The 12,612-nt window shown below is 69.8% G+C and carries 13 protein-coding genes; 7 read left to right on the top strand and 6 right to left on the bottom strand.

All coding sequences use genetic code 11. The features are described from left to right. Nucleotides 1-2: 2 nt before the first annotated feature. A complete protein-coding gene (locus tag C8K38_RS22400; RefSeq protein WP_097213600.1) occupies nt 3-1,262 on the bottom strand; it encodes a hypothetical protein in 1,260 nt (419 codons plus the stop codon). A 139-nt stretch (nt 1,263-1,401) separates the two neighbouring features. Here C8K38_RS22400 and C8K38_RS22395 point away from each other — a divergent pair, with 139 nt between their 5' ends. Beyond that, nucleotides 1,402-2,343 (top strand): MerR family transcriptional regulator, encoded by a 942-nt coding sequence (locus tag C8K38_RS22395; RefSeq protein ID WP_097213599.1) that lies wholly within the window; start codon nt 1,402-1,404, stop codon nt 2,341-2,343. Nucleotides 2,344-2,366: 23 nt separating this feature from the next. On the opposite strand, the gene C8K38_RS22390 is transcribed toward C8K38_RS22395, so the two are convergent. Genes C8K38_RS22390 through C8K38_RS22380 form a run of 3 tightly spaced genes read right to left on the bottom strand, consistent with a single transcriptional unit; the run spans nt 2,367 to nt 5,984 of the window. Further along, on the bottom strand, nt 2,367-3,779 hold the full coding sequence (locus C8K38_RS22390) for an acyl-CoA synthetase (protein ID WP_097213598.1): 1,413 nt from the start codon (nt 3,777-3,779) through the stop codon (nt 2,367-2,369). Nucleotides 3,780-3,807: 28 nt separating this feature from the next. Continuing rightward, nucleotides 3,808-4,599, bottom strand: a complete 792-nt coding sequence (locus C8K38_RS22385) for an enoyl-CoA hydratase/isomerase family protein (protein ID WP_257017729.1) — start codon at nt 4,597-4,599, stop codon at nt 3,808-3,810. Further along, a complete protein-coding gene (locus C8K38_RS22380) occupies nt 4,596-5,984 on the bottom strand; it encodes an SLC13 family permease (protein ID WP_097213596.1) in 1,389 nt (462 codons plus the stop codon). Before C8K38_RS22380 ends, C8K38_RS22385 begins: the two co-directional genes overlap by 4 nt. A 136-nt stretch (nt 5,985-6,120) precedes the next feature. Here C8K38_RS22380 and C8K38_RS22375 point away from each other — a divergent pair, with 136 nt between their 5' ends. Then, the gene (locus C8K38_RS22375; protein WP_097213595.1) at nt 6,121-6,894 is read left to right on the top strand and encodes an IclR family transcriptional regulator; all 774 of its coding nucleotides are present in this window, start codon (nt 6,121-6,123) and stop codon (nt 6,892-6,894) included. Between the two features lie 12 nt (nt 6,895-6,906). Here C8K38_RS22375 and soxR read toward each other — a convergent pair whose 3' ends face one another. Beyond that, on the bottom strand, nt 6,907-7,380 hold the full coding sequence (soxR, locus tag C8K38_RS22370; RefSeq protein ID WP_097213594.1) for a redox-sensitive transcriptional activator SoxR: 474 nt from the start codon (nt 7,378-7,380) through the stop codon (nt 6,907-6,909). A gap of 87 nt (nt 7,381-7,467) precedes the next feature. On the opposite strand from soxR, the gene C8K38_RS22365 reads away from it, so the two are divergent. The 3 genes from C8K38_RS22365 to C8K38_RS22355 all read left to right on the top strand — a co-directional run bounded on the left by C8K38_RS22365 (nt 7,468) and on the right by C8K38_RS22355 (nt 9,818). Continuing rightward, nucleotides 7,468-8,169 carry an SDR family NAD(P)-dependent oxidoreductase gene (locus tag C8K38_RS22365; protein ID WP_097213593.1) on the top strand — a complete coding sequence of 234 codons (702 nt, stop codon included), beginning with the start codon at nt 7,468-7,470 and terminating at the stop codon, nt 8,167-8,169. Then, nucleotides 8,166-9,224, top strand: a complete 1,059-nt coding sequence (locus C8K38_RS22360) for an S-adenosylmethionine:tRNA ribosyltransferase-isomerase (RefSeq protein ID WP_097213592.1) — start codon at nt 8,166-8,168, stop codon at nt 9,222-9,224. Before C8K38_RS22365 ends, C8K38_RS22360 begins: the two co-directional genes overlap by 4 nt. A gap of 105 nt (nt 9,225-9,329) precedes the next feature. Next, nucleotides 9,330-9,818 (top strand): GNAT family N-acetyltransferase, encoded by a 489-nt coding sequence (locus tag C8K38_RS22355; protein WP_097213591.1) that lies wholly within the window; start codon nt 9,330-9,332, stop codon nt 9,816-9,818. Between the two features lie 15 nt (nt 9,819-9,833). On the opposite strand, the gene C8K38_RS22350 is transcribed toward C8K38_RS22355, so the two are convergent. Then, entirely contained in the window at nt 9,834-10,484 is a 651-nt protein-coding gene (locus C8K38_RS22350; RefSeq protein ID WP_097213590.1) for an amino acid-binding protein, read from the bottom strand. A 295-nt stretch (nt 10,485-10,779) separates the two neighbouring features. Here C8K38_RS22350 and gatC point away from each other — a divergent pair, with 295 nt between their 5' ends. Next, complete coding sequence (gatC, locus tag C8K38_RS22345; RefSeq protein WP_027499190.1) at nt 10,780-11,079, top strand: Asp-tRNA(Asn)/Glu-tRNA(Gln) amidotransferase subunit GatC; 300 nt, start codon at nt 10,780-10,782, stop codon at nt 11,077-11,079. Continuing rightward, on the top strand, nt 11,076-12,551 hold the full coding sequence (gatA, locus tag C8K38_RS22340; RefSeq protein WP_097213589.1) for an Asp-tRNA(Asn)/Glu-tRNA(Gln) amidotransferase subunit GatA: 1,476 nt from the start codon (nt 11,076-11,078) through the stop codon (nt 12,549-12,551). The genes gatC and gatA overlap by 4 nt, the downstream gene beginning before the upstream one ends. The last annotated feature ends 61 nt before the right edge of the window (nt 12,552-12,612 follow it).

The following is a 12,612-nucleotide window of genomic DNA, read 5'->3' as shown; positions in this document are numbered from 1 at the left end:
AATCACCCCCGACAGGCGGGACTTCCGGGAAATGCCGACACACCGAACCGGCAACCGACAGCGGTGACGGCTTCCATCCGCTCGACCGGATTCCTGACTTCCAAGGCCGGCAGCAGCCCACCCTGTAGCAGTGCGCTCTTGGTCGACGGCATGGTGGCGTTGGCATCGAGGGTTCCGCGGATTCGTGCGAATTCGACGAGCTCGTCGTAGACCATCGACAGCGCCGCTTCCGTGGTCTGGTCCTCCGACTCGAGCCCGGCGAAATCCACTCCGGTCTCGTACTCGTGGCGGACCGCGTGCGGGCCCTGGTCACAGGTGGGTTTGTTCAGATCGATGCGAAACTCCTGCCGGTCCGGCGACGGCGCGCTGATCGTGCCGGCATCGGTGCAGGCATGGTGTGAGATGCGATCACCGAGGGCGTGGATGTAGATGCCGATCCTCGCATCCCACGAATCGCCGCCGATCCAGGAGTCGAATTGCGACGATGACACACCGTCGGAGATGACCTGCTCTCCGGTGACGTTGGTGAACGGGATCGCTACCGGGGTCTCCACGCTGTACACGCCGTTGATCTGTGCCGGCTCCGGGTCCGCGTAACAGGCTGCGCCAGTGGCGTAGTCGCCGTCGGCCGAGCGATTGGTGAAGCCTCCCGTGCACAACGGGGCGCTGCCGCCCGGCCCGGCCATGGCCCACCGCCGCACGTGCGTGAGCATGATCTCGTGTGCGGGATCATCGACGTCGGGTCGCATCCCGTCGGGCTCGGGATCGAACGGTCCCCGCATCGTCGGGAGGAAATGGAAGAGGAAGCCGCCGGTGGCGAAATGCGTTCGCACGAGACCGCCGATGTCCTTGGTGGTCAAGGCGGCGGCGTCGGCGACGAGTTGGCCGTTCATGTCTCGTGGCGCGAAGGTGCCCAGGTCTGTCGCCTCGTCGTATGCCGCGATCCAATACGCATCCCGCTCCGAGAAGCCGACGGTGCGGGCGATGAGGTAGGTCGAGTCGGAATGCACGAGGCTGCGCCCGCCGAGCGGCTGACGCAACGTGTACCCGTAGCGAACGAACGCCTCGAGTCCGCACAGGGGCCCGTCTGGATCGTCGAGCGGACACGACTGCGGCAGGGGCGCACAGTTGTGCGGCGGGGCTCCACCCTCGGAGTAGCAGATGTCCTCGGCGAAACCGTGCGCCTGCGGGGGAGCGACAACAAACGCTGAGGCGGCCAGCGCCAGCGCCACCGTGGCCGATCTCCGAATGTGTCCATTCATCGACAAGCGCCTTTCCGGTCGCCGCGTCCATCCAGGCTAGCATCGGCGCAGCGGTTCTTGAGCTCGTTTCCGCAGGTCGGAGCGATGGCCGCGGCACGGGACTTGAGTCTCCCGCCGGGGGAGACGCGAGAGTGGGGACATGGACGACGACGCGCTCTACTCGATCGGTGATCTGGCCAGGCGAACCGGACTGACGGTCAAGGCCATTCGGTTCTATGCGGATCGGGGGATCGTGCCTGCGACCGGCCGCAGCCCGGCCGGCTACCGGCTCTATGACGTCGACTCGGTCGCGCGGCTGGACCTCGTGCGGACGCTGCGCGAGTTGGGACTGGACCTGGCCACGATCAAGGGCGTCGTGGACCGCCAGACCTCCCTGCCCGAGGTCGCGGCGGCGCACGCGGAGGCGCTGGCGGCGCAGATCCGGACACTGCGCCTGCGGCGGACGGTGTTGTCGGTGGTGGCCAAGCGCGGCTCCGGCCCGGAGGAGATGAGGCTCGTGCACAAGTTGGCCAAGCTGTCCGAGACCGAACGGCGAAGCCTGATAGGCGATTTCCTCGACCACGCCTTCGGCGGGCTGGACGGCGATCCCGCGTTCGAGGGGATGATGCGCTCGATGACCCCCGAACTGCCCGACGATCCCGAGGCCGAACAGGTCGAGGCGTGGCTGGAACTGGCCGAGTTGTCCTGGGATCCGGATTTTCGCGCCGTCATGCGGGAGATGGCGAGCGGCCATGCAGACGACCGCGTGCACGACGGCTGCGCGGGCGTGCACCGCGAGATCGTCGCGGTCCTCCGTGACCACGCCGAGCCGATGCTGGCCACCGGCATCGACCCGGCCTCGTCCGCGGCCGACCCGGTGGTGGCGGACGTGACCGCGGAATACGCCCGACTGCGCGGCAGTTCCGACGACGACGTCGCGCTTCGGCGGCGGCTGCTGTCGCGGCTGGAGGCGGCGAACGACCCGCGCCGGGAGCGCTATCTCCGATTGCTCGCCGTGGTCAACGGATGGGTAGCGCCGGACAGTTCGGCGGCCGCACTCGACTGGTTCGTGCGGGCCCTGCGCGCCCGGCTGCCGGGGTAGGGAGCCGGGCGCCGTCGACCCCGCTACCGGGCGAGCGCCGCCTTCTGCACCTTTCCCATCGCGTTGCGCGGCAGGGCGTCGACGAATCGCACCTCGCGTGGCCGCTTGTGCCGGGAGAGGTCGCCCGCCACGTAGTCGATCAGGCGATCGCCCAGCGAGGATCCGGGGCTCGTCTCGGACGTGACCACGAACGCGACCACCCGCTGACCGAGGTCGCTGTCGGGGACCCCGACCACCGCGACCTCCGCGACCGAGGGGTGTGCGAGCAGCGCCGCCTCGACCTCGCCCGCGCCGATGCGATATCCGCCCGACTTGATCAGATCCGTCGACTCGCGGCCGACGATCCGATGGAGTCCGGCCGGATCGCAGGTGGCGACGTCACCGGTGACGAACCAGCCGTCGTCCGTCCACGAGGCGGCCGTGGCCTCGGGCCGGTTCAGGTAGCCGTCGAACAGCATCGGTCCCCGGACCTCGAGTCGTCCGATGCTCGATCCGTCGTGCTCCACGATCCGGCCGTCCTCGGTGCGCAGGCGGGTCTCGACACCGCGAACCGGTTGCCCCACCCAGCCCGGCCTGCGTTCGCCGTCCGGCCGGGTGCTCAGGGTGATCATGGTCTCGCTCATCCCGTACCGCTCGATCGGTGCGAGGCCGGTGAGCTGGGTGATCCGTTCGAAAACCGGGACCGCGAGCGCGGCGCTTCCCGACACCAGGAGTCGGGCCCCGCGCAGCGCCCGCGCGGACTGTTCGTCCTCGGCGATCCGCGACCACACCGTGGGCACACCGAAGTACATGGTCCCCGGTGCGGCCGCGTAGGCGGCCGGTTTCGGCCGAACCGTGTGGTTGACGCGGGAACCGATCCGCAGGGACGCGAGCACTCCGAGCACGAGGCCGTGCATGTGGAACAGGGGTAGTCCGTGCACCACGGTGTCGTCGGCGGTCCACTGCCATGCGTCGGCGAGGGCGTCGATTCCGGCGGCGAGCGCGCGGTGGGTCAACAGGACGCCCTTGGGCGCGCCGGTGGTCCCGGAGGTGTAGAGGATCATGGCCAGCTCGTCCATCGACGGCCGCCCGAGCGGTCTGCTTGCACGAATCCTGCGGTCCACCGGGATGGTCGGGAGTCCGCTGTCGATCTGCGTGGGGCCGATCCATTGCGTGGCAACGGAATCCGCGATGATGTGCCGGAGTTCCGCCGGACCCGAGTCGGGCGGGACGGGCACCACGGGCACGCCGGCCAGCAGGCAGCCCGTCACGGCGATGATCGTCTCGAGGGTGGGTTCCGCGCAGACGGCCACCGGACCGGCGTCGGGGAGCGCCGCCGCCAGGCCGCTTGCGGCGGAGAACAGTTCGGACCGCGACATGCTCGTGTCCCCGAGCGTGATCGCATCGGCGAGGTCCACCGCCTGGTGGCCAGACGGATCCAAAGACGAGAGAAGCACTGGTGAGTCCTTTCGGTGGGTTGGTTCTTCAGACCCGACGCGAGTCGGGTGCCGACGGCGCTGCGCCCGGGCCCGCGAAGACGGGTGTTCGTCGATCGGCGAAGGCGGCGAGACCGATGGCGAGGTCCGGATTCGGGTGGGTAGTCCACCGGCAGGACAACTCGTCGGAAACCCCTCCGCGGGTGGCGGTGTCGTCGACCATCTGCTTCGCGGCCGCCACGGTGGCGGGCGCCCTTGACGCGATCGTCGACGCGACGCGCCGGATCTCGGCATCGAAGTCCGTGGCCGCCACGACGTCGGTAACGAGGCCGAAGCGCAGCGCGGTGGCCGTGTCGATGGTGTCGGAGGTGAGCAGGAGCCGCTTCGTCGCGGCCGGTCCGACGGTCCGCACGAGGCGTTCGACGGACGGGGCGGGATAGATCAGTCCGAGTTTCGCCGGGGTGATCGCGAATCGCGCTCCCTCCGCCGCGATCCGCAGGTCACACGCGATCGCCAGCTGAGCGCCGCCGCCGATGCAGTGTCCTCGAATGGCGGCGACGGTCGGCTTGGGACATCGCGCCAGTGCCTGCTCGACCTGGACGAACTCGTCGAGCACCTGCGGAGATGTCTCGGTGGTGATCTCCGAAACATCCAGCCCGGCAGAGAAATTGTCACCGGTGCCCGTGAGGACGACCGCGGCGACTCCGTCGTGTCTCCCGATCTCGTCGATCCGGCGGCCGAGGGCCTCGAGCAGCGGGCGCGTCAGGGCGTTCATCCTGGATGCGTTGTCCATCGTGATGGTGGCGACGCCGGCGTCCACCACGACGGTCACCTCGCTCACAGCACCATCGCAGGCAGGACCAGGGTGCCGACGAGCGCAACCGGGCCGATGACGACCATCGACATCCCCCATCGGGTCAGCAGGCCGGTCATCCGGGCGCGCTGGTCCTCGGCGACCGAGGCGACGAGGGTCGCTCCGACGGTCGAGAACGGCGAGACGTCGACGATGGAGGAGCAGACGGCGAGCGCGCAGATCAGGGCCCAGCCCGGGATGTCGCCGGCGGCGACCAGCGGCAACGCCAGCGGTACGAGCGCGGCCAGCATGCCCGTGGTCGACGCGAAGGCCGAGATGAGGCCACCGAGGAGGCAGATGATCAGTGCCGCGACGATCGGAACGCCCACCGTGCCCGCCGTTTCCCCGAGCAGGTCGACGGCCCCCATGTGCTGCAGGACACCGACATAGGTGATGATGCCGCCCACCAGCAGGACCGTCGACCAGTCGATCTTCGCGACGGCGCTGTTGCCGGATTTCGGGTCGATCAGCGTCAGCACCGCACCGAAGGCGAAACCCAGCACCCCGATGTCCGGGTCCTGGCCGGCGAGGGAGATCCCGATGACGGCGAGGACAAGCCCGGCCATGCAGACCACCGTGGCGATCTGGATCCCCGTGAACGGCTCCCGTTCTGTGAGCGTTCCGTGCTGGTGCCCCGGTCCGTCATCGAACCGGCTGCCGGCGATGCGGTGCGTGACGTCGCCCTCGTACTGGGCCGTTCCCGCGCCGGTGGCGATGCTGGTGACGAAAGACGGTGTTCTCGAACCGATCTCGGTGGCAAGTGCGAGGTGACGTTGCCGCAACCTGGACCCGCCGAACATGACGAACGCGGCCACCAGCAACACCAGGTTGACCACGAGGGCAACCGCGAACAGGGTGAGCGGGCTCAGTTCGATCCCGGCCTCGTGTGCCGTGCCGTAGCTGACGATCCCGAAGAGGCTGGTCGGGGCGAAGGCGCCCGCGCTCAGGCCGGTCCCGATCGCCAGGCCCATGAGCATCGGGTCCATGCCGTACTTCCTGGCGATCGGCATGCCGATCGGGGCCATCACCAGGCCGCCCAGCGGTGAGCCCATCGCGGAGATCCCTGCCGTCAGTGCAAAGAAGACGAAGGGGAGCACGGCGGCGTTGTCGCCGACCTTGGCGAGCGCGACCTCGATGATGCGGTCGATGGTGCCGTTGGCCTGGGCGATAGCGAAGAAGTAGGTCACGCCCACGAGCAGCACCAGGATGCTCAGCGGGAACCCCTCGATGATGTCGTCGATGGGCATGTCGGCCAACCAGAGCCCGACGCCACACGCGGCGGCGAACATGAGCACCCCGATGTGGACCTTGCGGAGGGTGGATACCAAGAAGACGCCGACAAAGATGACGAGCGCCGTGAGCTGTAGGGCCATGCGGTTGCCTTTCCCAGGAGTGTTGGGGCGGGTGTTCCCTTTCGGTCCACTGTGTGGCACACTGGTCTACCTAGCGAACCAATGCCGTGTAAGCTAGCTCACATTGGGCCGTAGCGTCAATCAACTCGGAGGTCACATGCCCACCAACAGCGTCGTTTCGGCCTTCCGGGTGCTGGAGACGGTGGCCGAAGAGCAGCCGGTCGGGCTGTCGGAGCTCAGCAGGATGGTGGACCTGCCCAAGAGCACCGTGCAGAGGTGCCTGCTGACGCTGCACGAACTCGGTTGGCTCCGGCCGAGTTCCGCCGCGCCGACGCGGTGGAGCCTGACGTACCGGGCCTTCTCGGTGGGCAGCAAGGCGCGCGACCATCAGCAGATCCGGGAAACGGCGCTGCCCACCCTGAACGAGCTGCAGCTGGCGACCACGGAGACCATCCACCTCTGCGCCCCGGACGGGCGCGAGATGGTCCTCATCGAACGGCTCGACACCGCGCACGCCCTGCGCGCGTTCATGCCACTGGGGCAACGGATCCCGATGCACGCCTCCGCGACCGGGCAGGCCTTTCTCGCGGCGCAGCCGGACGATGCGGTCCGGTCCTATGTGGCCGACGGGCTCGCCCCGCGGACGCCGAGCACCATCACCGACGCCGACGTGCTCTGGGAGACCATCGAGCAGATCCGGGGCCGCGGCTACTCGATCAACGATCAGGGTCTGAGCACCGGGATCACCGCGATCGGTGCGGCGATCCTCGACGCCAAGGAACAACCGCTGGCATCGGTGTCGGTGTCCGGTCCGACGAGCCGGATAACGGCCGAGAAGTTCGAAACGTACGGTCTCGCAGTGCATGCCGCGACCCAGACGATCAGGGATGCCCTGCTGCGCTTCGACCTCGAGTCGGCGCGCGGGGTCTGAGCGGCGGGGCGATCAGGCGGAGCGGTCCGCGTCGTCGGGGTGCAGCGCCTTGGGTAGGTACGCCGCGCCCGGTCCGTAGCTCGCGGCGGCATCGCCCGGGTTCGACAGCGCGCACGTCTTGAGGGACAGGCACCCGCAGCCGATGCACGAGTCGAGCCCGTCGCGCAGCGCGACGAGGGCGTCGATCTGCTCGTTGAGCCTGCCGCGCCAACTCTGCGAGAGTCTCGTCCAGTCGGCCCGGGTCGGCGCGCGCCCGTCCGGCAGTTGCGCGAGCGCCTCGGCCACCTCGTCCAGGCTGAGCCCGATGCTCCTTGCGGCGCGGACGAAGGCGATCCTGCGCAGCACGCTGCGCTGGTAGCGCCGCTGGTTGCCGGACGTCCTGCTCGACGCGATCAGGCCCTGGTCCTCGTAGTACCTCAGTGCGGACGGGGCAAGGCCGCTGCGCCGCGCGACCTCGCCGACGGTCAGCAGATCCGTGGTGCGCATGGGGAGCTCCTCACCTGCGGTCCTTGACATCAAGTGAACTTGAGCTTTCAGGATGGTCTCAGAAGTCACCGGACGCAAGGAGCTCTGATGAAGGACACCAGTACGGCGTTGATCACCGGCGGATCGGCCGGCCTCGGCAGGGCGGTGGCGCTCGCGCTGGCCGAGCGGGGCTGGCAGGTGATCATCACCGGCCGCCACACGGCGCCACTCGAACGGGTCGCGGCGCAGGCGAACGGGATCACCACGTGTCAGGGCGATGTCACCGATGCCCGTCACAGAGAACGGCTCCGCGGGGAGATCGCCGCCCGCGGGCGGCTGGACCTGCTGCTCAACAATGCCAGCGCGCTCGGGCCGAGCCCGATGCCTGCGCTCGCACGGTACCCCGAGGCCGAGCTGACGAAAGTGTTCGCGACGAACGTGCTCGCGCCGTTGGCGTTGATCTCCGCGCTGCTCGAACCGGTGAGCCGCGCTGGCGGTGCGATCGTGAACGTGTCGTCGGACGCGGCGGTCGAGGCCTACGAGGGGTGGGGCGGATACGGTGCGGCGAAGGCCGCCCTCGATCACGCGACGGCGGTGCTCGCGGTTGAGCATCCGCAGCTCTCGGTGTACGCGTTCGACCCGGGCGACATGCGCACCGCGATGCACCAGGCGGCGTTCCCGGGCGAGGACATCTCCGACCGGCCCGAACCCGAGGCGGTGGTGCCCGCGCTGATGTGGCTGCTCGATACCCGACCGGCGAGCGGCCGCTATCGCGCGGCGGACCTGCTGACCACGGCGGCATCGTCGTGACCGAGGTGAGGGTCGAGGCCGCGGCCGGGCCAGACTTCGTGCTGCCGAACCGGCTGGAGGCGAGCGGCCCACCGGAGAGTCGCGGGCAGCTGCGGGACACCGTGCGCCTGTTGGTGGCCGAGGGGGACCGGGTGGAACACGCCCGTTTCCACGAGCTGCCGCGGTATCTGCGCGGCGGCGACGTTGTGATTGTGAACACGTCGGCCACCCTCGCCGCCGCGGTCGACGGCACCGTCGACGGTGTGGGCCGGGTGGTCGTGCACTTCTCCACGCCACTCGACGACGGCGCCTGGGTGGTGGAGGTGCGCGCGCCGGGTCCGGTCACCGGGCCGCTCGGTGCCGCCTCCGCCGGCATGCGCATTCGCCTTCCACTCGGCGCGCAGGCGACGCTGCGGGAACCCTGGCCGCGGACGTCGATCCGGCTGTGGCGCGCGGAGATCGACGGCGTCGCGGACGTCGCGCGGGATCTGCTCGCGGTTGCCGGCCGGCCGATCACCTATGCGTACGTGCGGGAGCGGTGGCCACTGCCGTACTACCAGACCATCTTCGGGAAGGATCGGGGAAGTGCGGAGATGGCCAGCGCGGCAAGGCCGTTCACGCACCCGATGATGACCGACCTGGCCGTGTCCGGGGTGGCGGTCGCGCCGATCCTGCTACACACCTCGGTCTCCTCGGCCGAGCCAGGCGAGCCGCCGATTCCCGAGCGGTACGAGCTCCCCGAGTGGACCGCCCGGCTGATCAACGACCGGCGCGCCGCGGGCGGCCGGGTCATCGCGGTCGGCACCACGGTGACCCGTGCGCTCGAAACCGGGGCCACCGAGGGCGGGACGGCGGTGGCCGGGGCGGGCTGGACGGACCTGGTGCTGAGCGGGCGGCGGCCGGCCAGGGTGGTGGACGGCCTGATCACCGGCTGGCATGCCCCCGGCGCGTCGCACCTGATGCTGCTCGAGTCGGTGGTGGGCCCAGCGGCGGTGCGCAGGGCCTACGAGGCCGCGCTCGCGGAGGGATACCTGTGGCACGAGTTCGGGGACAGCGCGTTGCTGCTGCGGGCATAAGGCCTGCTCGCGCCCCTCACGTCGGCCCTGGTCGGGGGGTGAGGTTGTTCACAATCGGCCCGCACGCGTGACCGGATCTCACGAAAGTCCTGCGATAGTGACGCCATGATCGAGATTCGCCCCGCAACGCCAGCCGACTACGACACCATCGGCGAGCTGACCGTCGACGTCTACGTCGACGGTGGATTCGTGTCGGACACGAGCACGTACGTGAACCGCCTGCGCGATACCGCGACCCGCGCGGAGCACGCCGAGGTCGTGGTGGCCGTCGCAGGCGACGAGATCGTCGGTTCGCTGACGATCGCGGAGCCCGGCACTCCCTTCGCCGATGTCGCGGAGCCGGGCGAACTGGAGTTCCGGATGCTCGCGGTCGCGCCGACCGCCCGCGGCAAGGGCGTGGGCTCGGCTCTGGTGAAGCACGTCCTGGACGAGGCCTACGACCGAGGGCTCGCGCGCGTGGTGATCTCGACGGAGGCCGACATGGTCGACGCTCGCCGCATCTACGATCGCAACGACTTCGTCCCCGCGCCCCAGCGCGACTGGGAGCCGATGCCGGGCGTCGCGCTCACCGTGCTGGTGCGCGAGTTCGTCTGAGCCGGCAGGGCGGGACTAGCTGAGCACGGTCGCCACGATGCCGGCCAGGTAGCCGAGCCGCGCGATCTCGGACGGCCGGAACTCCGGTCCGCCCGGGCGGCCGAGCAGCAGCGCCTGATCGGAATGCCCGAGGGGGGCCGCCGCGAGCGTGGTGTTCATGTCCTTCCACACCGTCGGCACCCAGTCGTCCTCGCCGTCGAGGACCGTCGGCTTGGTCAGCGGCATCCACGGCGCTTCCCCGGCATGGGTTTCGGGGGCTCCCGAGCTGCCGACCACCCGGTACGTCCCGCGCGAGCCGATACCGATCACCGTCGCCCAGCCGACCCTCAGCACTCGGGGGGCGCCGTCGACGAGGACCTGGAGCCGGTCGTCGGTGGCCGTGGCGACCTGATCGATCAGCTCCAGTTCCCGGTGGGTGTCGAGGATTCCGGTGTAGGGCCGGATCGAGTCGACGCGCACGCCGGCGAGCTGTTCCGCGGCGGTCAGCAGGGTGTCCGGCAACGAGCCGTGCGCCACGTCGACGACGAGGTCGTCGACCGCGTACCCGGCGCCCCGCTCGACCACGTCGAGGGAGAGGATGTCGGCTCCGACCGAGCCGAGCGCGACGGCCAGCGAGCCCAGGCTTCCTGGACGATCGGGGAGCTGGACACGCAGGAGATACGACACGGGGCGTTCCTTCTATTGCGGGTGGTCGGGGAACGGTGGGTTCGCCGTGACCCCATCCTTGCACCGTTGGCGGTCCGCGTGCCGCCCGGACGTGTCCGCGAATTCGCCGCTGCCTGTCGGACTCCCAGCTCGCCGCGGTTCGGTGACACGGGCGACATGTGATCGTTCCGCCGCGGAAATGAAGTCGCATCGCGCGCCGGGGCGCGTCCGGCCCCGGCTCTGGCTGTGGCGGCCGGGCGGTGACGCTCTAGGCTAGGGGCCGATCGCTGTCTCCGACCTGAAAGGGGCCCACGCGGTGCCTGCCATCTCCCGTGACGAGGTCGCCCACCTCGCCCGGCTGTCCCGGCTCGCGCTGTCCGACGCCGAACTCGACGAGTTCGCCGGTCAGCTCGATTCGATCCTCAGCCATGTCAAGACGGTGGCCGAGGTCGCCACGGACGATGTGCCGCCCTCCGCGAACCCCAATGCGATCACCAACGTGACGCGCCCGGATGTCATCGTTCCAGGACTCACCCCCGAGCAGGCGCTCTCCGGCGCGCCCGCCGTCGAGCAGGACCGTTTCGCCGTGCCGCAGATCCTGGGGGAAGAGCAGTGACCACCGACCTGACCGCGTTGGACGCCTCCGTCCTCGCCTCGAAGATCCATGCCCGCGAGGTGTCCTCCGTCGAGGTCACCCAGGCGCACCTGGACCGCATCGCCGCGGTCGACGGCGAGATCAATGCCTTCCTGCACGTGGCGGGGGAGCAGGCGCTGAGCGCCGCCAAGTCCGTGGACGACGCCATCGGCTCCGGCCAGGCGCCCGCCTCCGCGCTTGCCGGTGTCCCGCTCGCGCTCAAGGACGTGTTCACCACCACCGACATGCCCACCACCTGCGGATCGAAGATCCTCGAGGGCTGGGCGTCGCCGTACGACGCGACGCTGACCACCAAGCTGCGCGAGGCCGGCATCCCGGTGCTGGGCAAGACCAACATGGACGAGTTCGCGATGGGATCGTCCACGGAGAACTCGGCCTACGGACCCACCCGCAACCCGTGGGACACCACCAGGATCCCGGGCGGCTCCGGCGGCGGTTCGGCCGCCGCGCTCGCCTCCAACCAGGCGCCGCTGGCCATCGGCACGGACACCGGCGGATCGATCCGTCAGCCCGCGGCCGTGACCGCCACCGTCGGCACCAAGCCCACCTACGGCACGGTGTCCCGGTTCGGTCTGGTCGCGTGCGCGTCCTCGCTGGACCAGGGCGGCCCGTGTGGCCGCAGCGTCCTCGACACCGCGCTCCTGCACGAGGTGATCGCAGGCCACGACCCGCGCGATTCCACCTCGGTGAACGCGCCGGTCCGTCCCGTGGTCGAGGCCGCCCGTCAGGGTGCGAGCGGCGACCTCAAGGGCGTGCGCGTCGGCGTCGTCAAGGAATTGCACTCGGAGAGCTACCAGCCCGGCGTCATCGCCTCCTTCGACGCGGCCGTCGCGCAGCTCACCGAGCTCGGTGCCGAGGTCGTCGAGGTCTCCTGCCCGAACTTCCTGCACGCGCTCGCGGCCTACTACCTGATCCTGCCGAGCGAGGTCTCCTCGAACCTGGCGCGCTTCGACGCGATGCGGTACGGCATGCGGGTCGACGACGGCAACATGAGCGCCGACCAGGTGATGGCCGCGACCCGGGCCGCCGGATTCGGCAAGGAGGTCAAGCGCCGCATCATGATCGGCACCTATGCGCTGTCCTCCGGCTACTACGACGCCTACTACGGCTCGGCGCTGAAGGTCCGCACGCTCATCGCGCGCGACTTCGACAAGGCCTACGAGTCGGTCGACGTGCTGGTCTCGCCCACCAGCCCCTTCACCCCATGGAAGCTGGGGGAGAAGGTCAACGATCCGCTCGCGATGTACCTCTCCGACCTGTGCACCCTGCCGACCAACCTGGCCGGGCACTGCGCGATGTCGGTGCCCTCGGGTCTGTCCTCGGACGACGGGCTGCCCGTCGGCCTGCAGATCATGGCCCCGGCGATGGCCGACGAGCGGCTGTACCGGGTGGGCGCGGCCTACGAGGCCGCGCGCGGACCCATCGTGCGCTGACATTCGTCGCGCGCTCACGAGCGGGCGGTTATCGGTTCGGTCACTAGACCGATGTCCCGAT

Origin of the sequence: Rhodococcus sp. OK611 (assembly GCF_003050885.1) — a bacterium.
Taxonomy (GTDB): Bacteria; Actinomycetota; Actinomycetes; order Mycobacteriales; family Mycobacteriaceae; genus Rhodococcus_G; species Rhodococcus_G oryzae.
Note: the sequence above shows the minus strand (reverse complement) of the source record. Positions and strands in the feature narration are given on the sequence as shown.

Coding starts and splice junctions, on each gene's coding strand:
- C8K38_RS22400 (WP_097213600.1), bottom strand. CDS start 1,262: ATGAATGGACACATTCGGAGATCGGCCACGGTGGCGCTGGCGCTGGCC.
- C8K38_RS22395 (WP_097213599.1), top strand. CDS start 1,402: ATGGACGACGACGCGCTCTACTCGATCGGTGATCTGGCCAGGCGAACC.
- C8K38_RS22355 (WP_097213591.1), top strand. CDS start 9,330: ATGATCGAGATTCGCCCCGCAACGCCAGCCGACTACGACACCATCGGC.
- soxR (WP_097213594.1), bottom strand. CDS start 7,380: ATGCGCACCACGGATCTGCTGACCGTCGGCGAGGTCGCGCGGCGCAGC.
- C8K38_RS22365 (WP_097213593.1), top strand. CDS start 7,468: ATGAAGGACACCAGTACGGCGTTGATCACCGGCGGATCGGCCGGCCTC.
- C8K38_RS22380 (WP_097213596.1), bottom strand. CDS start 5,984: ATGGCCCTACAGCTCACGGCGCTCGTCATCTTTGTCGGCGTCTTCTTG.
- C8K38_RS22375 (WP_097213595.1), top strand. CDS start 6,121: ATGCCCACCAACAGCGTCGTTTCGGCCTTCCGGGTGCTGGAGACGGTG.